This window comes from Spirochaetota bacterium (assembly GCA_035477215.1).
Lineage (GTDB): Bacteria > Spirochaetota > UBA4802 > UBA4802 > UBA5368 > MVZN01.
The window spans coordinates 22260-47652 of the sequence record DATIKU010000036.1 but is presented as its reverse complement, the minus strand read 5'-3'; the positions used below and the strand labels follow the sequence as shown (position 1 = coordinate 47652).

The window sequence follows — 25393 nt, the reverse complement described above, 5'->3', positions numbered from 1 at the left end:
TGGCGGCATGAGACATCGCGCCTTCGCCATCGCGGTTTCGACGCTTCTTGCACTCTCGATGGTCGGTTCGCTCCATGCGCAGCCGGAAGAGGCGGCTCCGCCCGAGAGCGCTTTCCGCCATGACGGACTCTTTTTACGCTTTCAGACCGGTTTTGGGTTCGGACGCACGCTGGAAAAAGACGTCGGCGGGCGCGACATTACGATGAGCGGCAACGCTGGGGCGTTTCGTTTTCAGCTTGGGGGGGCGGTGTTCGAGAACCTCATCATCTACGGTGAACTGGGGGCCATCAGTCTGACTGATCCGTCCATAAAGGGCGAGCGGGGCTATATCGCGACCACCCCGCAAAGCGACGTCACGCTCACGATGTCTGATACGGGCCTGGGCGCGTGCTGGTATTTCATGCCCGTCAATATGTATATTTCCGGTTCGGTTACTTTGAGCAGGGACCGGCTCGAGATCGACAAGGCAGAGGGCAGCACCGATCATGGCGCCGGCGTGTATGTCTCCGCGGGCAAGGAATGGTGGGTCTCCGATAACTGGGGCCTGGGGGTCGCAATCTTTGCGTACGCAAGCAGGATGCAGACGCGGGACTCGGCGCCCTTCAGCGGGCGCTATACCGTGTATAATACGGTCGCGGGGATAGTGTTCTCGGCCACCTACAACTGACGCCGCGTCGGCATCCCCGCCGGTTTTCCCGGCCGCACGGTCCCGCTGACTGTAATCAATCAGGGCGAATTGATATGAACGCTTATTCAGGACCGCTCCGTTTCCGTTCGGCCGTGCGCGGGGATGCCGCCGGCATAGCCCGGGTGTGTTACCATACCGGCTACCATGGCGAGGACCTCGAAGGAAGCGGCCGCTTCGATGACCGCAGGCTTCTCGCATTGCTCTTCGCGAGCTACTATACGCTTTATGAACCGTGGAACGCGTTCGTCGCCGTCGACGCCGATGACCGCGTTGCGGGCTACATTCTGGGCACTACCGATTCGCGCGCCCAGGCGCGCCGCTTCCGTCGCCGAATGATCCCGCGGATCGTTCTGCGCGCCCTGGCGGTGAGCTGGTGGCGCTATCCGGAGTCCTTTAGGGCGCTGTCGCATTTCCGCCGGATTAGCGCCACCCAGGGCGCCATGGATGACGTGTTCGAGGCCTATCCGGCGCACCTTCATATCAATCTGCTCGCCGGATTCCAGCGTGGCGGGGCCGGCTCGGTCCTCATGGAGCTCTTCGAAGCGCGTGTTCGCGCCGCGGGGGTCGCCGGCATACACCTGTCTACCTCCATGCGCAACGAAAAGGCGCTGCCGTTTTATCGGAAGCACGGATTTATACAGGAGCGCACGCTCGGGCCGGGGCTGTGGCCCGACGCCCCGGACGCGCGCGCGCTTCTCTTTGTAAAGAGTCTCGCCGGACGCTGACCCTCCCTCGCCCGGGTAATTAATATTGACAGGCCCGGCCCCCACGGGTGTACTATCTCCCTGATGAGCAGAAAGCCGAAAACGACCTGGCGGTCCGACCCTGGGAGCGAAAAACGGATTGAGCCGAACGCAGGCGGCGCCGGCACGAAGGGGAAGACCGCGTCGGCCCGGCGTGTCCCGGCCCCTTTCGCGCAGGCCGAGGCCGACCGCGCATACCGCGCGATCGTCGACACGATGAACGAGGGCGCCGTTGTGCTCGATACTGACGCCACTGTCCGCATCTGGAACCAGGGCTTTCTCCGCCTTACGGACTTTCCGCCCGAAAAAATCACCGGCGCGAACTTTTACGATTTCATCAGCCAGGAGGAGATGGATGTCTTCCTGGATTTATTCTACAGGGGACTCGACGGCGTCGCGGCGAGGATCGAGCTGGACCTCCGTGCCGGCGACGGGCGTACTGTGCCGGCGTACGTATCCATCTTCCCCCTGAACCTGGCCGGAGAGACGCACGCGTGCATACTGATCACGGACCTCAGCGATCTGGCGTCTGTCGAGGCGGAGCTGAAGCATCACGAGAAGGAGCTTCGGGTAACGCGGAACTTCATTCGGCGCATCGCCGACACAACGCCCAGCATTCTGCACGTCTACGATTTGAAGAAGCGCAGGACCGCTTATTCGAACGGCCAGGCTGCGAAGATCCTCGGCTACACGACGGAGCAAATGCGCGATGAAGGCTTTGGCATGGCGGGTATCGTGGTGCATCCGGACGACTCGCCCGGCATGATCGAATATTTGAACAAGACCTCCCGGATCGGCGACAGCGAGATCGCCGAGATCGAGTACCGCGCCAAGCACGCCAACGGCGAGTGGCGTTGGCTGCGGAGCCGCCACGTGGTGTTCAACCGCGACGCGGACGGCCTTCCGGCGCGCCTCCTGGCGACCACCGAGGACATCACCGAGAAAAAGCGCGTTGAGGAGGCCCTCGGGCGGAACAACGAGCTCCTTGAAAAAATGTTCTCGAACATCAACCTGATGATCGCCTATCTCGATACGGACTTCAACTACATACGCGTCAACCACGCCTACGCATGGCTTAACGGCCGTGATCCCGAGTTTTATCCGGGCCGCAACCATTTCGAGGTTTTCATGAACCCGTCTCACAGGGCGACCTTCCGCGGCGTTGTTGAGAAAGCGCGGCCGCATTACGCCTTTATGGACCCGATCGACTATTCGCCGCGTCCCGGCGAGGACGTGATCTACTGCGACTGGAGCCTGCAGCCGGTGAGGGAGGCCGACGGCGCCGTGGGCGGGCTCATTCTCAGCCTGGTCGACGTAACCGAGCACCGGCGCGCACAGGAAGAGGTACGGCGCCTCAACCAGGAGCTCGAGGAGCGCATCGCTTCGCGCACGGCCGAGCTGGAAGCGGCCACCAGGGAGCTCGAGCGATACCGGCGGCACAGCAAACGATGACGGCGACGCGGCAGGGACATATGCCGGGCGAAATGATGAACACCAAGCAGGTGGCCGAGTACCTTGGCATCCATGAGAAACAGGTATACGCGCTTATAAAGGACGGCAGGATCCCCTGCACGCGCGTTACCGGCAAGTGGGTGTTCCCCCGGCAGCTCATCGACCAGTGGATTCGCTCGCACGCGCTCGAGGGGGTGAAGGACGAGCACCGCGTGCGCGCCGTGACGGATGACGCGCTGCTGGCGGCGGGAAGCAACGACCCGGTGCTCGACATACTGCTCGGCACCATGAAGCACGAGGGCGACGGCTTCAACATCTTTTCGTCCTCGACCGGTTCGAGCGAAGGCCTGCGCCTTCTCGCGGAGGGCGCCACCGACATGGCGTGGTGCCATCTCTTCGATCCGGAAAGCGGCGAATACAACATCCCGTATCTCGCGCGCTATCTCGAAGGGCGCGGCGTGGCGGTGGTGCACCTGTTCTATCGCGAGCTGGGGTTTCTCTCGGGTACTTCGCTCGAACGGCCCGTGCAGGCCTTCGCCGATCTCGCCGGAGGGCGCGTGCGCTTCGTCAACCGCCAGAAGGGCTCGGGAACGCGCCTGCTGTTGGATTACCATTTACAGAAAGGCGGCATCGATCCGTCGGCCATCACCGGCTACGAAAACGAGGTCTACACGCACTTCGAGGCGGGGCTGGCCATACTCGCCGGCCAGGCCGACGTGGGAATCGCCACCGTCGCGGTGTCGCGCCTGCTGGGGCTTCCGTTCGCTCCCATCGTGCGCGAGAGCTTCGACATGGTGCTCACCAAGGAGACCTTCTTCAAGAAGGGGGTGCAGGCCTTCATCGGCGCGCTCAACTCGACCGACTTCCGCGCAAAGGTCGCCGCGCTGGGTAACTACGACTTCAACGACTCCGGGAAGATCGTGTATTCGACGCCGTAAAAATAAATGGTACTTCTGGAAGACCCCGTTTGGCAACCACCCTCGGTTGACTCCCTCCTCCATGATTTTTTCAGTAAATATGGTGATAATCAAAACATTACGTGTATATATTCCCGGATAATTGGTGTATAATGGTAATAATAATGATTTATATTTTTAAAAAATGAAAAATATTACTGTATATAACAAAATATTACATATTTGGTTGACTTTTTCGGTGTATGTCTGAGCATACTTCCAGCGTAATCCCGACCCTCATTTTCTAAGGCATCCGGCCATGGAGACGAGGGCATCAGGGTCGAACCGGAAACGGAGCGGCCTCCCGCGTTGGAAAGGGTACGGCGCAGGTTTTTCAGAATCATCCGTGTGATACGGCTCCTGGCATGCGGGTGTTTCCACCGGTAAAACCGCTCATTTTACCTCCCTGCCCGCCGCCCTTTCCAACCGGGAGAGGGATTTACCAGCCTGCGTTATCATACATGTGAACGGAGAAAACCGTGAAGAAATTCTACATCTGGCTTTTTGTTGTGGCGCTGGCGTTCGCCGCCGGACCGCTCTTCGCCCAGGACGCATCCGTGGATGGGGATGCCGCGGTGGCGAAGGAAAAGGCAACCGATTCAAAGGAAGGAGCGAAGGCGACGAAGGCCTTCGAGATGGGCGAGATCGTGGTTAAAGACCGCGCGATCGCGAACATCGAGGACGCGTCGACGACGACGGAGATAACGGAGAAGGACATAAAGGCGAGGGGGGACAAGACGCTTGACCAGTCGCTGCAGATGGTCCCCGGAATGAATGTGTATCAGACCCAGAAGGGGCAGGCCGGATTTACCCTGAGGGGCTTCAGGCAAAGTAAAATAGTTATTCTGGTCGATGGCCTGCCATTCGAAGAGATTTATGATGGCGGCGGCGGGGATATATCACGAATTCCCGTTATGAATGCTTCCAAGATCATTGTGAACAGAGGCGTGTCGTCGGCGCTCTACGGGGCGAGGGGTACGTTCGGTACAATCAATGTTGTCACTAAAAAACCTGAAGAGATGTACACGAATGTGAGTGCTGAGTATGGAGAGCATAATAATTACCTGCTTAACGTTTCTCATGGTGCGCCAATAGGTGATTTCTACTACTGGCTGACGGCATCAATGATGAATTCAGATGGATATAACGTATCAAAAAAACTTGATGCCGATAAAAGAAAGGAGTGGTTTAAAAAACTCACCAACAGCGAAGTGTATGGTGCAGGTTATGACTATGATACAATATATGCCGCGAATGCCGCATTGAGGACGTATATTAACGGCGGGGATTCGTGGGACCACACGGAATACCGGAAGTATTTTGTTTCAGGAAAAGCCGGCTATAATTTTACCGATTCACTCGAAGCCGGCGTTTCAGCAAGCTACTATCAAAATAAACAGCTTTTTCTTGGTTTTTATCCCAATGCATTGAACGCTTACGAGATTACCGCAGGTGGCGTTGGTCAATGGAAAGCTGACCCGACAACTGCTAATATTTTTGAGCAGAGGGCCTGGGAATGGAGCGATGATTATCGATATGATGTTTCTCCGTATATACATTTTGAGTCAGGGGATTTATCGGTTCGGGCAAGCATATTCTATGTTTCTCAGATGAATAACCTCTATTACTGGCGAGATCTTGAACATACCCAGATTTATTCAAATGGATGGAAGCCGTCTAAGCACTACGAAGCGAGTTACGGGTTCTATATCTATCCAACCTATAAACTTGCCTCATGGAACAAGCTTTCAGCCGTGCTTCATTACAGAAATGAAAATTTTATCAAGGAACAGCAGGATATGGTTGCATTGGTCCCAACGGGTTCCTATTATAAAGTGAGAGACATGGATGCGTCGTATATAACGGTTGGTATTGAAGATGAAATGAAATTCAATACGCAAGTAGGTGATATTGGTATAACCGTGGGAGCATCGTATGACGCACAGAAATTCGATCGCTTCAAGAAGCGTTCGTTGTCAACCGATCCCTATGCGGATGGGCTTCTCCCCGATGAGGATTCCATGCTGTGGGGAACCGTCGATTCAATCAATCCTGTCGCGGGTGTAATCTATGAACCTTTGAAAAACTTTCTTGTCGTTAGGAGTTCCGCGGGGATGAAAGTCGAGTTTCCGTCCCTCTCACAAATTTCTGATAATGATAAAGCCAGTGTCACTGAGGAACTACAACCTGAAAGATCAATAAACTATAATATCGGGTTTGAATTGTTCTTCCTTGATAAGGCTATCAGTTTCCGGAGTGATTATTTTTATACACAGTTCCGGGATAAGCTTGAAAAATTCCGGGATCCTGCCGGTGGCCCAGATTTAGTTACGAATATTGATGGTCGGACTATGCAGGGTGTTGAGAACACTGTGTCTTTCAACATCAAGAATGTTATGAAAATCGCAGATGTATCTCTTTCACAGTCATACATCTATACCAATGCAAGGGATGATGATGACTCTTATGTGACCAAAGGCAAGGAGGTTCAGGAGTGTCCCGAGCATCAGTTCATGACGCAGATACTCTTCGATTTCATCACTGGCACGAGCCTCAATATCTGGGGCACTTACAAGATGAATGAGAAATTCTATGTAATGCAATCCAATCCAGGGGGTGCTGTAGCTACGCCGGGAGATTATTCCACAGATTATTATAAAACGGTTGAGCTTCATGATCCGCTCATCTTCAACGTAAAGCTTTCCCAGAAGATCATGGAAAAGTTTGAAATCTATGTGCTGTGCAAGAACGTCCTCGACGATTACAATGCCGATCCGTTTAACCCCGGTCCCGGCAGGATGTTCTACATGGGGGGCAGCGCAGAGTTTTAACGGCATTCGATAGGTGGATAACACCGTCAGGCAGATTTATCGAAGAAGAATGCGGTACCAGGTCGCGGTTCTAAAATGTGTAAGTCCATAATCTAAGCGTATGCTGAAGCGCACGGGTGGGATAAATCCCGCCCGTGCGAATTTTTCATAGAGAGGAAGGTCCGATTAATCGCCGGGCCGGTTAAAATACCTGACTTCGCTGTTAACCGACTTCAAACCAGACCGAGGCACGCAAATGAAAAAAAATCACATCATCCTGATCGCGGTGGCGGCGGGCGCGCTGGTGCTTTTCGCCGGTTACCGGCTCGTCTTCCCGAAAAACCAGATGGAGATCATGGCCGTAACCGGGGCCACGCCGCTCGCGGTGAAGCAGGACGTTAAAAGCGGCACCACGCTCGAGGTCTCAGGGCTCACGAAGAAGGTCTACACATTCGGCGCCGATGCGCTCAACGCATTCTCGCCGACCTACATCCGCACGCGCGAGGTGGAGCCCGACGGCAAATTCATGGGGACCTACCGCTACTCCGGCATACCGGTGCTGCACATCCTGGAGGGCGTGGCCGTCAAGAAACCGGAGAAGGCCGCCTTCGACCGTCCGCTGGACATGATCGTCACGTTCGAGAACGCCGACGGAGGGCGCGTGCATTTCAGCTACGGCGAGCTCACCATGACCGACGATTCGGATCCAGTCGTACTCGCTTTTGACCGCAAAGAGCTCGTGCCCAGCAAGCCGAAAAAGGACGAGCCCTATAAATGGAACGCCCATCGGGAAAACATCAAAGGGCTGCGGCTGGTATGCGCCGCCGAGCCGGATACCGGCCGCTATCTCGATGATGTCAAACGCATATCCATCAGCGAGGTCGAGGTGGACAACTCCCTGCTTCCTGTAATGAAGAAAGGCGAAAAGTGCGTCTCCGCGTCGCTTACGGTACTTGCGGGCGGAAAGGCGAAACCCGTGCGCCTGGATGGCGTCGAGCGCGCGGCGGTGAAGGGCTGGGTGCGCACCGGCCACGGTCAGGGTTACAAGGGGATTTCGAACGCGGAGGGCTACAGCCTTGCCTCGCTGCTCGTTAAAAACTTTCCCGGCTGCGGACCGAAAAATTTCTTTCTCTTCGTCGCCTGCGACGGCTATCGCTCGCTTCTCTCGGGTACCGAGATATTCAGGACCGCTGACGGGCGCGGCATGATGCTCATCGATAAAATGGACGGCAAGAAACCCGCGGCCGGTCCCATGCTGGGACCCGTCAACGATTATTACGTGGACAGGGACGTGTGGGGGCTTTCTCATATCATGCTGATCGAGGAGATCAGATAGATGAACATTCACTCCATTATGTACGGGGTGGCGACGTTTTACGCGGCCGCCTTTGCCCTGAACCTTTGATGGGAAGCGCGCAGACCTTTCCGACATCGAACGGATGCCCGGCGTGAAACGCGGCGGGAATGCGGGCACGGTGCTCTTCGGCAGCGTCGTAAAATCGCCCGGGCGCGAGTTCGACGCGGCGGCGATCGCCTGTGCGCGGGGCATCAGCTTCCGGCCCGCCCTCGCGAAGGACCGGGTCCCCATGCGCCGCCGGATCAGGCTCCCCGTACGCTTCAGGCTGGATTCCTGAGGCAAACGGAAAGAATGTTGATTTCTAACGTGCGCGTGTATATCATTCTATCGTCATGCGTTAACGAAAGATACAGGAGGCACCATGATGAAGATAAGCGCGCGTAACATGATCAAAGGCAAAGTTAAGGCGTTGACGCACGGGGCCGTCAACACGGAAGTAGTGGTGGAGCTTCCCGGGGGCACTGAGATCGTATCCATCATTACCAAAACATCCGCCGATTCGCTTGGTCTCGCGCAGGGAAAAGAGGTGTACGCGGTCATAAAGGCCTCCAATGTGATGCTCGCGGTCGACTGACGCGCGGTTCGCGAAATGCCCACCCCCGGCCGCCGAGGTGAACGCGGACTCCTGGCCGGCGTATTCTCCGCGTGAAACCGAATCGAGTATGCGCCTTGGCGCGGCTTGACTGCCGCGTGTAATACATGTATGAGGATAACCGATCAGGAGGTATCCATGAGGAGTACAGTAAAGATAATAACGCTGTGCGCCGCGGTGACGATGTTCGCGGCGGCTACGGCCCTGTGGTCGGAGGAGAAGGGGAAGGATAAAGGGGTAATTCTGGCCACGACGACCAGCACCCTCGATTCGGGGCTGCTCGACGAGCTCATTCCCGTTTTCCAGAAGAGGACGGGATACTTCGTAAAGCCCATCGGTGTGGGCTCGGGGCAGGCGATGGCCATGGGAGAGCGCGGCGAGGCCGATGTGCTGCTGGTGCACTCGCCGGACGCCGAGAAGAAGTTCATGGACGCGGGGTTCGGGAAGAACAGGCGCATCGTCATGCACAACGATTACGTTATCGTTGGACCGAAGAAGGACCCGGCCGGAATAAACAGGGCGGGATCCGTCGTCGATGCGCTGAAGAAAATAGCGTCATCCGGATCGCTGTATATCTCGCGAGCGGACAATTCGGGTACCCACGCAAAAGAGACGAAGCTGTGGAAATCGGCGGAGACGGACCCGAAAAGCGCGAAGTGGTTCCATGAAACGGGCCTCGGCATGGGGCAGACGCTCTCGGTGGCATCGGAAAAATCCGGCTATACCCTGAGCGACCGCGGGACCTATCTCTCCATGAAGAAAGGGCTTGCGCTCGCCATTCTCCGCGAAGGAGACAAGGACCTCCTGAACATATACCATGTGATCGAGGTGAACGAGGCGAAATGGCCGAAGGTGAACGCGGCCGGGGCGAAGGCGTTCGCTGACTTCATGGTGTCGGCAGAGGCGCAGAGGCTCATCAAAAAATACGGTATCGCGAAATACGGATCACCGCTCTTCTTTCCCGATGCGATGAAATAGGCGGCATATCGGTTTCCCAGGCGACGATCATGATCGTCGCCGGGTAAATTTATCGGTCCCCGAACTTGACGTCGGCGATTAGCCGGTCGAGGTTGGGCGAGAGCGCGTTGTTGATGAGGCGCCCGCGGACGGGGTGCGCCCCGAGATCGCGCATGAGTACGGGATTGCCCGCGGCCGTGTCGGGGTACTCCGCGTACTCGGTGGTGTAGAGCGGCACGCCGAGCGTCTTCGCCGACTTGGCCGCTTCGAAGGTGCCGCCCTCCGCGGGCGCTTCGACGATGTACACGGCCTTCGACAGCGCACAGGCGAGCCTGTTGCGCCGGAAGGCGTTGAACGTGGAGTATTCGGCCGGGAAGCCGAAGGCCGACACAAGGAGCATGGAGTCGGGATTGTATACTTCCCTGAGGGACTCGGGCATCTTGAGCTGGGAGAATCCGTACGGTAAAACGCCTATGGTTTCCCCGCCGCTTTCGAGTGCCACGCGGTGCGCGATCGTGTCGGCGCCGCGGGCGAGGCCGCTGATAACGGTTATGTGATGGCGTACCAGCTCCTGCGCCGCAAGGTAGGTGACCAGTTCGCCCTTTTCGCTTATGCTTTTTTCACCCAGCACCGCCGCGCCCTTGTTTCGCAGAAGAGAGCGGTTTCCATACACGTACAGCATCGATGGCGCCTCGTTTTTAAGCAGGCGCGCCAGACGTTCGGGATAGCCTTCCTCGAAGAAGAGGACGATCTCGATCCCCGCGTCGATGAGCGTAAAATACTCGTCCTCGATCAGTGAAATCCTCCCGCGCGCGGTGTCGATCGCGGAGGCGATCGGATCGCGGAGTGAAAGCTCGGCGCGCATCTCCTCGGGGCTGAGCGTGAAGAGGTCGACGATAGAGAGGCCGGGCCCTTTAAGCGCGTCGTAAATCTCTCGCATTGAGGCCGGGCCCACTCCCTTCACCTGCTCCAGCGCCATCCAGTACTTGTCGTGCTTCATGGACCTCCCCGTATATGGCGGCGCGCGTTGCGGCCGCGCAAGGCAACCGGGCGCGATTTTACCCGTTGATCGAAATCGGACAAACCGGTGCAATATGGATCAATTTTTCCCGCCCGGTCTCCCCGCGTCACAGGCGGGGGCGGGTCGAACACGCCCCCATTTTTCGTGTACAAGATCGTTCTCACTTCCGTGCCCCGGCGGGCCCATGGGCCGGAAAGTACCACATAATATTATGCGTATATATAATATTGAATATATTTAACCACTCAGAATGATGATAGATGCCCTAAAAAATGCCTAAAATATACAAAAAAGAATGAATTCATGTTGACATCCATGAGCGTGTTTTTACAGTTTCAACCGGCGAACAAGGCAAATGCCGTTCGCCGCGGGAATGCGCAATTGCGGGGATTCTTATTTAAAGATAAGAATATTGTCAATGTTTAATGGGCAGTCGTGCCCGAAAGTGTGGATGCGGATTCCCTGGCTTTCTATTCAATGAATTATTAAAACTTGCAGGAGGTTATCATGGCCTTAAATCCATTGGTTGATTCTCGGGACGTGCGTTTCGTGCTTTTCGAAGCCCTGGAAGCGGAAAAGCTGAACCAGTATTCCAAGTTTGCCGATTTCGACAAGGACACTTTCGAAGCCACCCTCGACCTCGCCGAGCAGATAGCGGTCGAGCAGATTTACCCGACCGCCGCGCTGGGCGACAAGGAAGGCGGTTGCAAGTACGATCCTCAGACTAAACAGGTTGCGATTCCCCCCTGCTACAAGCCCGTCCTCGACGCGTATTATCAGGCCGGCCTTTTCGGTCTCTCCGACGAGCCCGATCATGGCGGGTCCGGCATGCCGGTCGCGATCAACGCGGCGGTCATGGAGTACATGTGCGCGGCGAACTATCCCCTTGGAATGTATCCCGGCCTTTCGCACGGCGCGATGGAGCTCATAGTCGAATTCGGCACGAAAGAGCAGCAGCACGAGTATATGCCCAAGATGATGAGCGGCGAGTGGGGCGGCACCATGTGTCTCACCGAGCCCGAAGCCGGTTCCGACGTGGGTAACCTCAAGGCCAAGGCCGTCAAGCAGGCCGACGGCACCTATTTAATCACCGGCCAGAAGATATTCATCTCTTCCGGCGAAAACGACTACTACAAGAACATGATCCACCCGGTGCTCGCCCGAATCGAGGGCGATCCCAGGGGTACGAAGGGCATTTCGATCTTTATCGTTCCCAAGTATCTCATCAATAAGGACGGCTCGCTGGGCGAGTTCAACGACGTCACCTGCACCGGTATCGAGCACAAGATGGGTATCGCCGGTTCGGCGACCGCGCAGCTGGCGTTCGGCGACAACGGCAAGTGCGTCGGCTATCTCCTCGGCAAGGAGCGCCAGGGCATGAAGATCATGTTCAAGATGATGAACTTCGCCCGCATGGGCGTCGCGATCCAGGGTCAGGGCAACGCGTCCGCCGCGTACATGCATGCGGTCACCTACACCAAGGGCAGGCTGCAGGGCGCGCACGTCACCCAGATGCTGAACCCGGAAGCGCCGCTCGTTCCGATCATCCAGCACCCGGACGTCGTCCGCATGCTGCTGTGGATGAAGTCGCACCTCGAGGGACAGCGCTTCCTTACTTATTACATGTTCTACAACATAGACCTGGCCACCGTTATGGAAGGCGACCTCCAGAAGGAAGCGAACGGACTGGTCGAGCTCCTCACCCCGATCTGCAAGTCGGGCTGCACCGACAAGAGCGTTGAAATCACCTCCGAGGCGGTGCAGTGCTACGGCGGCTACGGCTACTGCGCGGACTACCCTGTGGAGAAGTACATGAGGGACTCCAAGATCCTCCCGATCTGGGAAGGCACCAACGCCATCCAGTCCATGGACCTCACCATGCGCAAGATCCTCATGAACCCCGAGCAGTTCAACTACAACGCATGGAAGAAGCGCGTGGACGAAGTTGTCAAGAAGGCGAAGGGAGTTGTCGAAGACAAGTACATCGACATGGTTGCAAGGGGCATGACGAAGCTCGACGAAGTCATCGAGATGATGAAGGGCCAGATGGCGGGCGGCAAGTTCATGCACCTGTTCATGAACGCGACCCTGCTCCAGCAGGCCATGTACATGCTCGCCATGGCGTGGGCGCATCTCTGGATGCTCACCATCACCATCCCGAAGAGGAAGGCGATCGTGGGCGACGCGAAGGGCGCGGACCTCAACAAGCTCCTCGCGGACAATCCCGAAGCGGCGTTCTACTCGGGCAAGGTGCTCTCGTCGCAGTTTTACATCGGTATGGAGTTCCCGAAGTACTTCGGAAGGATCGAGGGCCTGCTCGGCGGCGAAGCCGCCGTCATCAAGGCGAGCCCGGAAATATTTACCGGAGCGCTGGAGGCCTAAACGGCTTTTCATTCACGGAACAAACAAAAACGGCGGCCCGGAAGGCTGCCGTTTTTGTTTATACGCGATAGGGGGTGAGTTCAAAAAAATCATCCCGGATCGAATCGTGATTGACAGGGAAAAACGTTCCACGTTGTATAATTAAATTACTGTATTATGTTTATATCATAGTTCAGCCTGATCATTTGGTTGATATTGAAAGCTGATACCTGTTGCATTATCGGAAATCGCAAGGGGCCCGCCATCACGTTAGTCGCGATTTCCACGGTGTTTTTAATCGCGCGCATTAATGTCCGGTGCGCCGGCCAGGATAGTGGAACCGGCGGCGCGGACAGTCGGACGGCGACGATATACTATACACGATATTCGAGGAGGGTTAAATGGCGCTTAACAAGCTGGTGGACTCGAGGGACGTGCGGTTCGTCCTTTTCGAGATGTTGAAGGTCGACGAGCTGGGAAAATTCGAGAAGTATTCCGGCTTCGACAAGGACATGTACGAGGACACGCTTCAGCTCGCCGAGAAGATGGCGGTGGAGCAGATCTATCCTACAAACGCCGACGGCGACAAAACGGGCGTTACCTACGATCCGGACAAGAAGCTGGTGAAGGCGCCCGAATCGTTCCGCGCGCCGCTGAAGGCGTTCAACGAGGCGGGATTCGTCGGCATCTTCGACGACTCCGAGGTGGGCGGCATGGGGCTTCCGCACTCGGTGGGTTTTTCCTGCTACGAGTACTTCTGCACGGCCAACGTATCCCTGACTACCTACCCGGCGCTGGCGCACGGCGCCGCGGCGCTGTTCATGAACTACGCGAGCGACGAACTGAAAAATATCTATCTCGGAAAGATGCTAAGCGGCACCTGGGGCGGCACCATGTGCCTCACCGAGTCGGACGCCGGAAGCGACGTGGGAGCGCTCAAGGCCAGGGCCTACCGGCAGAGCGACGGAACCTTCAAGATCGTCGGCCAGAAGATATTCATCACCGCCGGCGATAACGACCTCTACGAAAACATCATCCATCCGGTGCTCGCGCGCATCGAGGGCGACCCTCCCGGGACCAAAGGCATATCGATCTTCCTTGTGCCAAAGTACCTGGTGAACCCGGACGGTTCCGTGGGCGCGTCCAACGACGTGGTGTGCAGCGGTATCGAGCACAAGTGCGGCATTCACGGCTCGGCGACCTGTACGCTCTCTTTCGGCGACAACGACAACTGCCGGGGGTGGCTCCTGGGCCAGGAGCGGCAGGGCATGAAGATCATGTTTCAGCTCATGAACGAGGCGCGCACCGACGTGGCGATTCAGGGCCTTTCGGTCGCCAGCACCGCCTACATGCACTCGATAAGCTACGCGAAGAACCGCAAGCAGGGCGCCCACATAACGCAGATGATGAACCCGGAGGCGCCACAGGTGGCAATTATAGAGCACCCTGACGTAAAGCGGATGCTTTTGTGGATGAAGTCCTACGTTGAAGGGATGCGCATGCTCACCTATTACCTCTCGCACCACCTGGACCTTGAGCACGTGTACGAAGGCGACGCCCAGAAGGAGGCGAAGGCGCTGATCGATATCCTTATCCCGATCTGCAAGGCGGGCAACACCGACGCCGGCGTGCTCGTGGCTTCGGAGGCCATGCAGGTCTATGGAGGCTACGGCTACTGCGCGGATTACCCGGTGGAGCAGTTCTACCGCGACGCCAAGATCTTCGCGATTTACGAGGGGACCAACGGCATCCAGTCCATGGACCTGACCATGCGCAAGATTTTAATGAACAAGGACCAGTATAACTACCAGGTCTGGAAAAAGCGGGTGGACGATGTGGTGAAGAAGGCGAAGGGAGTCGTCGAGGACAAGTACATAGACCTGGTGGTAAAAGGCGTGGCGAAGCTCGACGAGACCATCGAATTTTTAAAAGGCCAGATGGCCAAGGGCGCGTTTATGAACCTCTTCATGAACGCCTCGCAGCTTCGCAAGGGAATGTTCATGGTGTGCCTGGCGTGGCTGCACCTGTGGAGCATGACGCTTTGCACGCCGAAGATGAAAGAGCTCCTTGGCGAGGCGAAGGGCGAGGAGCGCGAGAAGATACTTGCCGACAACGCCGAGGCGGCCTTCTACGCCGGCAAGGTGCTCGCCGGCCAGTTTTTCATCGGCTACGAATTCCCCGAGTACTTCGGCAAGCTCGATTCGATACTGGGCGGGGAGTCGGCCGTCATCAAGGCGAGCCGCTCCATCTTCACCGGGGCTCCGGAGGAATAGGTGCGGCACGGGAAAGGTAGCGGGATCGGGATCCCCGGTTGCGGTTGACCGACGTTGCCGGGTTCCGCGGCGGGTTTCTTTCAAGCGACAAAAAGGACGCGGGTGACCGCGTCCTTTTTGCACGCCGTAACAATTTGTAATTGCCCCCGGTTTTATCCGCGATAGAAGCTCCCCATCGAGTGCGCTCCCGGGAGAGCGAACCGTACGACGTGAATACCGGACAGGGAGTGAATGGAATGAAGGTCGTCGCGTTTAACGGCAGTCCGAGGAAACAGGGGAATACGTCCATATTGATCAAAAAGGTGTTCGAGCCTCTCGAGGCCGCGGGAATCGAATGCGAGCTTGTGCACATCGGCGTAAAGCCCGTCCGGGGCTGCACGGCCTGCGGCAAGTGCAGGGAGCGGAAGGACCGTCGCTGTTCGATCGATACAAACATCGTAAACGAATGCATAGCGAAAATGCTCGCGGCGGACGGCATCATCATCGGCTCCCCCACCTATTTTACCGGGGTGACGGCCGAGACCAGGGCGCTCATCGACCGCTCCGGCTGTGTGGCGCGCGGTAACGACAACATGTTCCGCCGCAAGCCCGGCGCCTCCGTGAGCGCGGTGCAGCTCTCGTCGGGGGTCAACCGGGCGAGGGCGACCGGACCGACAGAATGGCCCTGCAGGGCAGGGTCGTTCTCGGGTTCAGAATGACCGACACGCTTTCGGTCTTCGCCGGGGCGGCACGAGCTATATCTTCGAGGCGGACGGCGCCTTCGGGGACGGTGAATTCGAACCGCTGTACATCGGGGGCATCGCGTACCGGCTTTAAGCCGTCGATAACGGACACGGAAAAAGGGCGGGAGATACCCCGTCCTTTTTTTGTCCTCCGACCGGCGGGCGTGAAAAAAATGGAATATTACGTGTATCCCATGCGTCAAAATGGTATCATGGAGAGCATGAGATTGCGGAATGACGCCGTCCCATCACCCGTGTCCGCGTTCGGCGGCGAACGGGGGATGAAGGATTTTGTCGAACGGTATTACGGCAGAGTGTACAACCTCTGCTTCTCTTTCGTACGCGACCGCGACGAGGCCTGCGACCTTGCCCAGGACGTGTTCGTGAAGCTGCTCGACAGGATGGAGTCGTTCAGGGGTGAGGCGGATCTGTCGACGTGGATCTACCGTATCGGCGTCAATACCTGCATCGATTCGCTCAGGAAACGCAAAAGAAGGGCGGCGGAGCCGTTCGACGAGCGTTATCATGACGTCGCAGGCGCGGACGATTTCACGCATAAGTCGGCCGTTTCGGATATGGTGCGCGGCGCGCTCATGGATCTACCGGTTAAATATCGTACGGTCGTTATTTTACGGGAGTTCGAGGGCAGGTCGTACCGCGAAATCGCTGACGTACTCGAGTGCTCCGTGGGGACGGTCGAATCGCGCCTCTTCCGGGCGCGCGAACTGTTGAAAAGAATTCTGCATCCCATTATTCGGGGGGAGGTGGACCATGAAGTGTAAAAATGCCGGGAGACTGCTCAACCGCTATGCCGACGGCGAGTGCGCGGACCCTGTCGAGATGTCCGGCATCGAGGAGCACCTTGCCATTTGCTCCGTCTGCTGCGCGCGCCTTGACGAGATCCAGGCCCTGCGCCGCATTCTCATCCGGGCGGGAGGGACCGTAACGGCGTCGGCGCCTACGGCCGAAATTATCCGAAAATATCGTGAGGGGAAGCGCAGGGCGTTATGGCCCGGGCGCCCGTTCGGCCCTGTTCCATTCGCCGCCGCCGCTGCGGCCGTTGTTTTGCTGATCGGATCGATCGGAATAATCAACGAAAACGGCGACGCTTCGCTCGGGCAGTATCTGCTGGGGAGCATGAGCGAGACCGAGGTTGTGTATCTTGCGGTTGGAGAAGGCGTCTATCCTCACGAGTTTTACGTCAGGTAAGATGTATGATAGAATTGTTGCTTTACCGAGTGTCATTGCGAGCCCAGGCCTTATCGGGGCGTGGCAATCTCATAACGCATTTGGTTTTTTAGTAAGAACCTGTTGCCTTTTGAGATCGCCGCGTCGCTGCGCTCCTCTCGATGACATCTTTTCAGATACGCAACAACTCTAATCAAAAAAGGAGGGCTCGGATGAAAGCGATGTCCAATTACACGGCCGCGGCCATGCTGGCTTTTATATTCGTGCTGGGCGTGTTTATCGGCGTGGGGGCGGATCGATGGTACGTGAAGCGTAACTTTCACGAATTCGCACGGTCTCAGTTCATGGGAGAGGTGGAGCGTCATGGGCCGCCGATGTTTTTACGCGGCGGAGACAGGCCGTTTCGGCACGACGATGCAGAGTTCAAGCAAAGGGTGATGAAGAAGTTCGTCGAGCGCCTCGCGTTGAATGATGAACAGGCCCGCGCGGTAGGGGCCCTGCTCGAATCCAACCGCGGGCTGATGGACGGAAAGAGGGAGCTGTTTTTCAAGGAAATCCGAAGCGTTATGGAGCGCACCGATGTGGAGATCATGAAGCTGCTCGATGAAAAGCAGAAGGCGGAGTTCAATAAAATGATCGCCGAAAAAAGGGCCCGCGGCGAGCGGCCTGCCGGCGGTCCGGGAATGGACGGTCCTCCCCGGGACGCTTCGCACTCCGGCCCGCCGGAGGACGGGCCGCGACGCGGAGTTCTTTCCGGCGGGAAACTGAAATGACGCGCATGGCGGCGTCGATCGGGCGCCGTTGGGCACACAGCAATTAGATGAAGGGGAGTATATCCGTGAAGGATCAATCTGAAACCACGCGGGGCGGATCGGGGTCCGGGGGAGTTACCGCGCTGAAACGTCTCATTCCAGAATGCCTTGCGCTCGTGCTGCTCCTGGCTCCGTCGCTGTACGCCGACGCCCCGATAGTCGTGGAGACGCTCGGCTGGGAGGAGTGCGCGGCGCTCGCGAGAGCGCACCATCCCGATATCGTATCGGCGAAGGAAAAGCTGCAGCAGGCCAGGGACGCGAAGGGAATCACCCGGAGCGCCCTCCTGCCGCAGGTGAGCACATCGCTCGACATCGACAGGACGCGGAAGGACGCTTCGGCCCCTTCGCAGGGAACCGTGGACGATACCACCTACTCGTACGGGATCACCGCGAAGCAGCTTCTTTTCGATGGAGGCAGGGCGCTCTATGACACCAGGGGCGCCGACGCGCAGGTACGGCAGGCCGTTTACAGTACCATGGCGACATCCTCGACTGTGCGCTACAGCCTGCGAAGCGCGTTCATCGAATTGCTCAGGGCGCAGGAGTTGCTGGGTATCTCCGACGAGATAGTGGAGAGGAGGAAGAAGAGCCTGGACCTCGTTCGAATGCGGCACAACGCGGGGAAGGAGCATCGCGGCTCCCTCCTTACCGCCGAGGTAAACCTGGCCCAGGCCGTGGCGGATCGCGTACAGGCGGACCGTGCCGTTTCGCTGGCACGTCACAAGCTGGCGCGCGAGATGGGGCTGAAGGAGTGGAAAAAATTTACGGTTAAGGGCGACCTCTCCTTACCGGAAACCGGTACCGGATATCCGGACTTCGCGTCGCTGGCGTCGCGCACGCCCGCCGTGCGTCAGGCGGAATTGCAGAAGGAATACGCCGATTACGCGCGGAAATCCGCCGAGGCCGGGCATTTCCCCGAGGTGTACGGAACCGCCAGCGCGGGGAAATCCGACACTTCGTGGCCGCCAAGGGAAAGCCAGGTATCGGCCGGGGTGGGGATCACCCTTCCTCTCTTCGAAGGGGGAAAACGCGTTTACCGGAGCTCGAAGGAAAACGCGGCCTATCGTCAGGCCGTCGCCGAATTCGAAAGTGCGAAAGGCTCGGCCTCCGTAACGCTGGAGCAGAAATGGATCGCGTTCATGTACGCCATCGACACCTTCGGTATAAAGGAAAAATATCTTCGCGCGTCAGAGGAGCGCGCCCGCATCGCGGCGGCCCAGTACAATATCGGGCAGGTGAGCTTCGACAACTGGATCATCATCGAGAACGAGCTGGTCGAGGCCAAGAAGAACTATCTTAACGCGCGTGCGAGCGCGCTCGAAGCCGAGGCCTCATGGAAAAACGCGCAGGGAGTGACGCTTGAAAATGAAATCTAACGTGCAGAAACAGGTCATCCGTGCCGCCGCGTTCGCGCTTGCCGTCTCGCTCGCGGGACTCGCGTGTTCGAAGGAACAGGCCGTGGCCAGTCGCACCGTGCTCCCCGAAAGGGGATTGATCAGGAAATACATCAGCACGACGGGGACGGTGGAGCCGCGCAACCGCCTGGAGATAAAGCCGACCATCGCAGGGAGGATCGAAAGCGTCCTGGTGGTCGAGGGGCAGACGGTCCGAAAGGGGCAGCTCCTGGCCTGGATGAGCTCCAATGAGCGCGCGGCCCTTATCGACGCGGCACGCATGCAGGGTGATGCCGAACTGAAATACTGGGAAAGCGCCTACAAGCCTTCGCCGATTGTCGCCCCCATAACGGGCATGGTGATCGTCCGCGACGTCGAGCCGGGGCAGACGGTGAGCACCACCACTGCGGTGCTGGTGCTGGCCGACCGGTTGATCGTCACGGCCAATGTCGACGAAACGGACATCGGCAACGTAAAGATCGGCATGACGGCGGAGTTGAGCCTGGATTCGTATCCCGGGGTCGAGGTAAACGGCAGGGTTCGGCACATATCATACGAGTCGACCGTCACCAACAACGTGACAATGTATAAGGTGCAGATCATCCCGAACAGGGTGCCCGAGGTTTTCAGGTCGGGCATGAGCGCAACCATCAATATCATCCAGTCGGCGCGGGGAAACGCGCTCCTTCTGCCGATCGAGGCAGTCCTCATGGAGGGGCGGACCAATTACATACGCGTCGGCAGGGGGGAAAAAGCGCCGCCCGAGTTGCGCGAGGTGAAGATCGGCATATCCGACGAGTCGCGCATCGAGATACTGTCCGGGCTGAATGAAGGAGAGAAGGTTCTTGTGGCCGACGGGAATGCCGAGGTCCGCTCCGCGACCGGCACCAATAAGAAAAACCCTTTCATGCCGACGCCTCCCGGCAGAAAAAGGAATTAGGCGCCGGAATGATAGAGCTGAAAAACATATCGCGGTTGTACGAAACCGGGAAGGTCAGCGTCGCCGCCCTCGATAACGTGAGCCTGCGGATAGAAGAGGGCGAATTCGTGGCCATCATGGGACCCTCAGGTTCCGGCAAGTCGACCCTGCTCAATATCCTCGGCTTTCTCGATAAACCCGACCGCGGAAGCTATCTGCTCTTCGGGCGCGATATCAGCCGTCTCGATGACGACAGCCTGTCGACGCTCCGCAACCACGTCGCCGGCTTTGTGTTTCAGCAGTTTCACCTGCTTCCGCGCCTTTCCGCGCTCCAGAACGCGGAGCTGCCGCTCATATATGCGGGAAAGAGGGAGCTTCGCGCCGCCGCGCGTGCGCGCCTTGAAGACGTCGGCCTGGGAGGGCGGGTCGAGCACCGGCCGGGCGAACTATCGGGCGGCGAGCAGCAGCGTGTGGCGATCGCGCGATCGCTCGTTAACGACCCGCGCGTGATATTCGCCGACGAGCCGACTGGCAACCTCGACACGAAGAGCGCGAAGGAGATCATGGCGATTCTCCAGGAGCAGAACCTCCGGGGGAAGACGATCGTCATGGTCACCCACGAGAACGAGGTTGCCGCGCACGCCCGGCGCATCATCCGCATGAGGGACGGCGTAGTGGTCTCGGATGAGCGAAGTAAACCGCGCGGCCGTGCGCAGGCCCCGGCCCCCCCGGCTTTGCGGGAGCGGGCGTTCGAAAGCGGTCGATCGGGCGTCGACAGGGCCCAGTATGCGGACTACTTCCGCCAGGCGCTGGGATCGATACTGACCCACAAGCTGCGCTCGCTCCTTTCCATTACGGGCATTCTGATCGGCGTGGCGGCGGTGATATCCATGATGGCGCTGGGCGAAGGGGCAAAGGCGTCTATTTCCGAGCGGTTGAGCTCGCTTGGAACGAACGTTCTGACCGTAATGCCGGGCGCACGGCGCGCGGGCGGGGTGGCGGTGCAGACGGGAGCGATCACCCGGCTCACGCTTGGCGACGCCGAGGGGCTTTCCCGCATTGCCGCGGTATCGGCAGTTTCCCCTTCCGTACGCTCGCGCGTGCAGTTGGTACACGGTAATAAAAACTGGAATTCCCTCGTCGAAGGTGTCGGGCCGAGTTATGCGTCGATACGCTCGGCGACACCAGTGACCGGGCGTTTTTTCACACCGGAGGAATTTCGCATGCGGAGCAAGGTGGCCCTGGCGGGCGCGACCGTTGTGCGTGAATTATTCGGCGCCACATCGCCGGTGGGACGGAGCATCAAGATCAACCGCATCAATTTCACGGTGATCGGCGTACTGCCGGCCAAGGGCATGTCGTTTCGAAGCGACCAGGACGACGTGGTGGTGGTGCCCGTGACCACCGCGATGTACCGGCTGCTGGGCAAGACCTACGTCGACACCATCGATATCCAGGCGGCCAGCCAGGAGCGTATCGATGAGGCGAAAAAATCGGCAAGGCTTTTGTTGAACAAACGCTACCGGCTCGCCCCGGACAATGAAGAGTCGTTTGAAATAATGGACCTCTCGGAGATCCGCGAGGCGCTTTCAAGCACCACGCGCACGATGAGCCTCCTCCTGGGGATCGTCGCCGCGATCTCTCTCCTCGTGGGCGGGATCGGAATCATGAACATCATGCTTGTCTCGGTCAAGGAACGCGTGAAGGAGATCGGCCTTCGCAAGGCGATCGGCGCACGCAGAAAGGACATCCGGCTTCAGTTTCTCATCGAGTCGGGGATGCTCACGGTCACCGGCGGTCTGGCGGGCATTTTACTCGGCACGGGCATCACCATTTTCATTACTGTCTTCGCGGGGTGGTCGGTGAAGATTTCGATATTTTCAATCGTGCTATCCACGGCGGTCTCGATCATCATCGGAATCGCCTTCGGCTTCTGGCCGGCGGTCCAGGCCTCGCGCTTGAATCCCATCGAGGCGCTGCGGTACGAATAAGTGGGGCGCACCGGGTATTCTTCTTTACATTGCTTCACTGTGTGATACTCTTTCGCCGCCCGGGTCCGTAACACGCCGGATGCGGCGCAGGGGGATCATCATGGCCGTGCTCGTTATGCTGTATGCGTTTGCCGTGTCGCTCGCGGTGACCGTGTTGTACGGCATCATTCGCCGTCCGCGTCCATCGGATCCGGTATCCATCTCCGGCCAGCGTTTCCCCGGGGGCTTTCTCTGGGCCACCGGCGAGGACGCCTATCAGCACGAGGGGGGGAACCTGGCCAACGATTGGGCGCGCTGGGAGGCGCAGGAGCCGTCGCCCATTGAAAACGGCGACCGCTGCGGCATCGCTGCCGATTTCTACAACCGCTACGAGTCCGACTTCGACCTCGCCGCGCGCGACGGGCAGAACGCCCACCGCATCGGCATCGAATGGAGCCGGCTGGAGCCGGAGAAGGGCCGCTACGATGAAGAGGCCTTCAGGCGTTACGACGCGATGATCGACGCCATGCGACGGCGCGGCTTTACAGTCTTCCTTAATCTATGGCATTTCACGCTCCCCCTTTGGGCGGCGGACGAGGGCGGATGGGAAAGCGCGCAGGTGATGGGGCGCTGGGAGGCCCTGGTGCGCCAATGCGCGACGAGGTTCGGCGGCCGCGTCGATTACTGGAGCACCATGATCGACGCGCAGATCTATGCGCTCGCCGGGTACGCCGTGGGCGAAATCCCGCCGAATCAGAAGGATATAAAGCGGGCCCTCTCTGTCTACCGCACGCTCATTCACGCGCACGCACGGGCGTATCACCTCATAAAAAAACACGCCGCACCGCCCGGTGGGGCGTCGGCTCCGCGTGTCGGCCAGATATACTTTTTCTTTCATTACGAGCCCAAGGGCTTCCTGCTCGACCGCGTCATCACGCGGCAGATGGACCGCATCTTCAACGAGAACCTGCTCGACGCGCTGTACACCGGGACCATCGAGCTAAGGGTTCTCATGGGCCCCACGGTACGGGAGCACGACGACTCGATCCGCGGCACGCTCGACTGGATCGGCGTGAACTACTACACGCGCGAGATCCTCTCGTTCAATCCCCTGAAACCCGGCTTCATCGGGCGCAAAACCTGCGCATCGTCGCGCACCACCGACATGGGCTGGGAGATCTATCCCGAGGGGATCTACCGCCTGTGCAAAAAGCTCGAGGGCCGTTACCCCGGCGTGCCGCTTTTCATCGCCGAGTCGGGCCTCGCCGACGCGGCTGACGACCGCAGGCCGCGCTTCATCCTCGAGCATCTGGCCTGGGTGCACCGGCTCATAGGCGAGGGATGTCCCATAACGGGTTTCACGCACTGGAGCATAACGGACAACTGGGAGTGGGCGAAGGGCTTCGGCCCGAAGTTCGGCCTGTACCGCGTGAACAGGGAGACCATGGAACGCGTCGAGACCGCATCCGCGCGCCTCTACCGATTCATCGCGCACAACAACCGCCTTCCCGAAGAAAGCGAGATCGACGCGATACTCTGCGGCCATGCCGGGCCGGTCAGTTCCTGACGAAAGCCTTCCCGTCCTTTTCGCGGATGGGGTAGCGTGTGAAAAACGCAAGCGAAACGAGCGCGGCGGCCCCGGCACTCACCGAGATCATCCGCAGGCCCCATACCGACGCGGTTTCCGAACCCCCGCCGTACATGAGCGCGGTCGCCACGGCGATCGAGAGCCCTATGGCGATCTTCTGGAAAATCGCCTGCACGCCGAAGTAGATGCCCTCCCGCCGCTTGCCGGTGAGTGTCTCGTCGTGATCGATAACGTCCGCCAGGAGCGCCGGCGGCAGCACCATGATTCCCGAAACGGGAATGCCCACCAGCGCCATCGCGATCTGCGACTGGAGCATCATGTCCCCGAAGGGAAGGTAACCCGAGAGGCCGAGAAGCGGCATGGTGACCGCGGCGCTGGCGAGCGTCGCGACGAATGCGGTGAATTTGCCGAGGCGTTTGGCGATATAATTGAATACGAAAAAGAATACGATATTGACGACCAATAACGGCGCCATGAGTAGCACCACTTCGCGGTCGGTCATGTCGAGGGCGTACTGCACCCAGAAGGGCACCACCAGGATCACCATGTTGAGCGCGAACCACAGTGACGATGTCGCGGCGACCAGAATAACGAAGGACCTGTTTTTAAACGTGGTCCGTGTCCAGTCCATGATCGTGGTGAACCGGAAGCGCTCCTTCGCGATGCGTCCGATCGAGGATTTCTCCTTTATCGTGAAAACCGTCGGGAAAAACGAGACAAGGGTGAGCGCCCCGGTGACCGCGCCGATGCCGATCCATCCGAGTTCGTCCTTGATCGCGCCCATCGCGCCGAAGATGAAGGTGCCGATCATCAGGAAGACCGCCTGCATGGTGGTGATGTTCACGCGCTCGTCGAGGTCGGAGGTGATCTCGGGGAGCAGTGCCATGTAGGGATTGGCCAGGAAGGTCCAGCAGATGAAGAAGAGCTGAACCATCACGAAGAGGTACACGGCATTGAGCCAGTGTGACCCATCCGGGTAGGGCGGCACCCAGAGGAGAAAACTCACCAGCGCCGCGGGAATCGTCATGGCGGCGATGAAGGGGATGCGCCGCCCGCGCTTCGACTTGAAGTGATCGCTCACGAAACCGGCCACCGGATCGATGATGCCGTCCATGAGGCGTCCGGAGAAGAATATCCCAGCGAAGAGCGCCCCGGCCACCAGGGCCGAATCGCGCGAGGGCACGTAGAGTTTCATGAGCCACTGCGAGATTACAAGGTTGGCGAGGTTGAGCGCCATGCCTCCCATGGCGTAGGAGAGTTTTGTGCCGAATCGGAGTTGTCGCATGCTTCCCCCCGGGAGTGATCTGGGTATCGACGCGGGAGGGGTGCGGCGCGACCGCCCCGCGGCCGTCGCAACTATAGACCGCATGACAGGCGCAGCGCAACACATTTACCGGTCATGCCGGGTGCGAATCCACTGGATCATTTCTCTGACCCACCGTACCCTTCCGGCAATAACCGATTCATGAAGTCGCGACGGCGCCATCTATCGCACCTCCGGCAGTATGCGCCGCCGTTCCCGCCAATAGTGCGCCGGGTCGCCGGCGCGGCGGAGAACGTACAGTTCGAGTTAGGCCTGTTCGCCGGGGT

At 58.5% G+C, this 25393-nt stretch carries 21 protein-coding genes and 1 riboswitch; of the genes, 19 read left to right on the top strand and 2 right to left on the bottom strand.

The features are described 5' to 3' along the window. The first annotated feature begins 7 nt into the window (after positions 1-7). The 9 genes from VLM75_08530 (at position 8) to VLM75_08490 (ending at position 9576) form a co-directional block, all read left to right on the top strand. Complete coding sequence (locus VLM75_08530; GenBank protein ID HSV96964.1) at positions 8-667, top strand: hypothetical protein; 660 nt, start codon at positions 8-10, stop codon at positions 665-667. A 74-nt stretch (positions 668-741) separates the two neighbouring features. After that, on the top strand, positions 742-1413 hold the full coding sequence (locus VLM75_08525; GenBank protein HSV96963.1) for a GNAT family N-acetyltransferase: 672 nt from the start codon (positions 742-744) through the stop codon (positions 1411-1413). A 63-nt stretch (positions 1414-1476) separates the two neighbouring features. After that, positions 1477-2883 (top strand): PAS domain S-box protein, encoded by a 1407-nt coding sequence (locus tag VLM75_08520; GenBank protein HSV96962.1) that lies wholly within the window; start codon positions 1477-1479, stop codon positions 2881-2883. A 20-nt stretch (positions 2884-2903) separates the two neighbouring features. Then, positions 2904-3821: a substrate-binding domain-containing protein gene (locus tag VLM75_08515; protein HSV96961.1), complete on the top strand. Its 918-nt coding sequence runs from the start codon at positions 2904-2906 to the stop codon at positions 3819-3821. 235 nt (positions 3822-4056) lie between these two features. Then, positions 4057-4175: riboswitch (molybdenum cofactor riboswitch) on the top strand. A gap of 143 nt (positions 4176-4318) precedes the next feature. Continuing rightward, positions 4319-6670: a TonB-dependent receptor plug domain-containing protein gene (locus VLM75_08510; protein HSV96960.1), complete on the top strand. Its 2352-nt coding sequence runs from the start codon at positions 4319-4321 to the stop codon at positions 6668-6670. A 235-nt stretch (positions 6671-6905) separates the two neighbouring features. Beyond that, positions 6906-7985, top strand: a complete 1080-nt coding sequence (locus tag VLM75_08505) for a hypothetical protein (protein HSV96959.1) — start codon at positions 6906-6908, stop codon at positions 7983-7985. Positions 7986-8097: 112 nt separating this feature from the next. Further along, on the top strand, positions 8098-8283 hold the full coding sequence (locus VLM75_08500; protein ID HSV96958.1) for a TonB family protein: 186 nt from the start codon (positions 8098-8100) through the stop codon (positions 8281-8283). Positions 8284-8370: 87 nt separating this feature from the next. After that, positions 8371-8580 (top strand): TOBE domain-containing protein, encoded by a 210-nt coding sequence (locus VLM75_08495; protein ID HSV96957.1) that lies wholly within the window; start codon positions 8371-8373, stop codon positions 8578-8580. A 156-nt stretch (positions 8581-8736) separates the two neighbouring features. Next, positions 8737-9576: a substrate-binding domain-containing protein gene (locus VLM75_08490; protein HSV96956.1), complete on the top strand. Its 840-nt coding sequence runs from the start codon at positions 8737-8739 to the stop codon at positions 9574-9576. A gap of 49 nt (positions 9577-9625) precedes the next feature. On the opposite strand, the gene VLM75_08485 is transcribed toward VLM75_08490, so the two are convergent. After that, positions 9626-10555: a DNA-processing protein DprA gene (locus VLM75_08485; protein HSV96955.1), complete on the bottom strand. Its 930-nt coding sequence runs from the start codon at positions 10553-10555 to the stop codon at positions 9626-9628. Between the two features lie 528 nt (positions 10556-11083). On the opposite strand from VLM75_08485, the gene VLM75_08480 reads away from it, so the two are divergent. The 10 genes from VLM75_08480 (at position 11084) to VLM75_08435 (ending at position 23782) form a co-directional block, all read left to right on the top strand. Next, positions 11084-12958 carry an acyl-CoA dehydrogenase gene (locus VLM75_08480; protein ID HSV96954.1) on the top strand — a complete coding sequence of 625 codons (1875 nt, stop codon included), beginning with the start codon at positions 11084-11086 and terminating at the stop codon, positions 12956-12958. Between the two features lie 380 nt (positions 12959-13338). Beyond that, the gene (locus tag VLM75_08475) at positions 13339-15210 is read left to right on the top strand and encodes an acyl-CoA dehydrogenase (protein HSV96953.1); all 1872 of its coding nucleotides are present in this window, start codon (positions 13339-13341) and stop codon (positions 15208-15210) included. 236 nt (positions 15211-15446) lie between these two features. Continuing rightward, a complete protein-coding gene (locus tag VLM75_08470; protein HSV96952.1) occupies positions 15447-15908 on the top strand; it encodes a flavodoxin family protein in 462 nt (153 codons plus the stop codon). A 245-nt stretch (positions 15909-16153) separates the two neighbouring features. After that, on the top strand, positions 16154-16714 hold the full coding sequence (locus VLM75_08465; GenBank protein ID HSV96951.1) for a sigma-70 family RNA polymerase sigma factor: 561 nt from the start codon (positions 16154-16156) through the stop codon (positions 16712-16714). After that, positions 16704-17141 (top strand): zf-HC2 domain-containing protein, encoded by a 438-nt coding sequence (locus VLM75_08460; GenBank protein ID HSV96950.1) that lies wholly within the window; start codon positions 16704-16706, stop codon positions 17139-17141. The genes VLM75_08465 and VLM75_08460 overlap by 11 nt, the downstream gene beginning before the upstream one ends. A gap of 191 nt (positions 17142-17332) precedes the next feature. Then, positions 17333-17893 (top strand): hypothetical protein, encoded by a 561-nt coding sequence (locus tag VLM75_08455; protein HSV96949.1) that lies wholly within the window; start codon positions 17333-17335, stop codon positions 17891-17893. A gap of 65 nt (positions 17894-17958) precedes the next feature. Beyond that, a complete protein-coding gene (locus VLM75_08450; protein ID HSV96948.1) occupies positions 17959-19308 on the top strand; it encodes a TolC family protein in 1350 nt (449 codons plus the stop codon). Continuing rightward, a complete protein-coding gene (locus VLM75_08445) occupies positions 19298-20266 on the top strand; it encodes an efflux RND transporter periplasmic adaptor subunit (GenBank protein ID HSV96947.1) in 969 nt (322 codons plus the stop codon). Before VLM75_08450 ends, VLM75_08445 begins: the two co-directional genes overlap by 11 nt. An 8-nt stretch (positions 20267-20274) precedes the next feature. Continuing rightward, positions 20275-22236 carry an ABC transporter permease gene (locus VLM75_08440; GenBank protein ID HSV96946.1) on the top strand — a complete coding sequence of 654 codons (1962 nt, stop codon included), beginning with the start codon at positions 20275-20277 and terminating at the stop codon, positions 22234-22236. A gap of 100 nt (positions 22237-22336) precedes the next feature. After that, positions 22337-23782 (top strand): glycoside hydrolase family 1 protein, encoded by a 1446-nt coding sequence (locus VLM75_08435; protein HSV96945.1) that lies wholly within the window; start codon positions 22337-22339, stop codon positions 23780-23782. Here the strand turns inward: VLM75_08435 and VLM75_08430 are convergent. Next, a complete protein-coding gene (locus VLM75_08430; GenBank protein HSV96944.1) occupies positions 23772-25088 on the bottom strand; it encodes an MFS transporter in 1317 nt (438 codons plus the stop codon). The two genes, VLM75_08435 and VLM75_08430, sit on opposite strands and share 11 nt — an antisense overlap. Between the last annotated feature and the right edge of the window lie 305 nt (positions 25089-25393).

Bases quoted from the DNA above. Each gene is read 5' to 3' on its own strand.
- VLM75_08460 (HSV96950.1), top strand. From the start codon at position 16,704: ATGAAGTGTAAAAATGCCGGGAGACTGCTCAACCGCTATGCCGACGGC.
- VLM75_08490 (HSV96956.1), top strand. From the start codon at position 8,737: ATGAGGAGTACAGTAAAGATAATAACGCTGTGCGCCGCGGTGACGATG.
- VLM75_08495 (HSV96957.1), top strand. From the start codon at position 8,371: ATGAAGATAAGCGCGCGTAACATGATCAAAGGCAAAGTTAAGGCGTTG.
- VLM75_08480 (HSV96954.1), top strand. From the start codon at position 11,084: ATGGCCTTAAATCCATTGGTTGATTCTCGGGACGTGCGTTTCGTGCTT.
- VLM75_08505 (HSV96959.1), top strand. From the start codon at position 6,906: ATGAAAAAAAATCACATCATCCTGATCGCGGTGGCGGCGGGCGCGCTG.
- VLM75_08455 (HSV96949.1), top strand. From the start codon at position 17,333: ATGAAAGCGATGTCCAATTACACGGCCGCGGCCATGCTGGCTTTTATA.
- VLM75_08470 (HSV96952.1), top strand. From the start codon at position 15,447: ATGAAGGTCGTCGCGTTTAACGGCAGTCCGAGGAAACAGGGGAATACG.
- VLM75_08445 (HSV96947.1), top strand. From the start codon at position 19,298: ATGAAATCTAACGTGCAGAAACAGGTCATCCGTGCCGCCGCGTTCGCG.
- VLM75_08465 (HSV96951.1), top strand. From the start codon at position 16,154: ATGAGATTGCGGAATGACGCCGTCCCATCACCCGTGTCCGCGTTCGGC.
- VLM75_08525 (HSV96963.1), top strand. From the start codon at position 742: ATGAACGCTTATTCAGGACCGCTCCGTTTCCGTTCGGCCGTGCGCGGG.
- VLM75_08530 (HSV96964.1), top strand. From the start codon at position 8: ATGAGACATCGCGCCTTCGCCATCGCGGTTTCGACGCTTCTTGCACTC.
- VLM75_08435 (HSV96945.1), top strand. From the start codon at position 22,337: ATGGCCGTGCTCGTTATGCTGTATGCGTTTGCCGTGTCGCTCGCGGTG.
- VLM75_08515 (HSV96961.1), top strand. From the start codon at position 2,904: ATGCCGGGCGAAATGATGAACACCAAGCAGGTGGCCGAGTACCTTGGC.
- VLM75_08430 (HSV96944.1), bottom strand. From the start codon at position 25,088: ATGCGACAACTCCGATTCGGCACAAAACTCTCCTACGCCATGGGAGGC.
- VLM75_08475 (HSV96953.1), top strand. From the start codon at position 13,339: ATGGCGCTTAACAAGCTGGTGGACTCGAGGGACGTGCGGTTCGTCCTT.
- VLM75_08440 (HSV96946.1), top strand. From the start codon at position 20,275: ATGATAGAGCTGAAAAACATATCGCGGTTGTACGAAACCGGGAAGGTC.
- VLM75_08520 (HSV96962.1), top strand. From the start codon at position 1,477: ATGAGCAGAAAGCCGAAAACGACCTGGCGGTCCGACCCTGGGAGCGAA.
- VLM75_08485 (HSV96955.1), bottom strand. From the start codon at position 10,555: ATGAAGCACGACAAGTACTGGATGGCGCTGGAGCAGGTGAAGGGAGTG.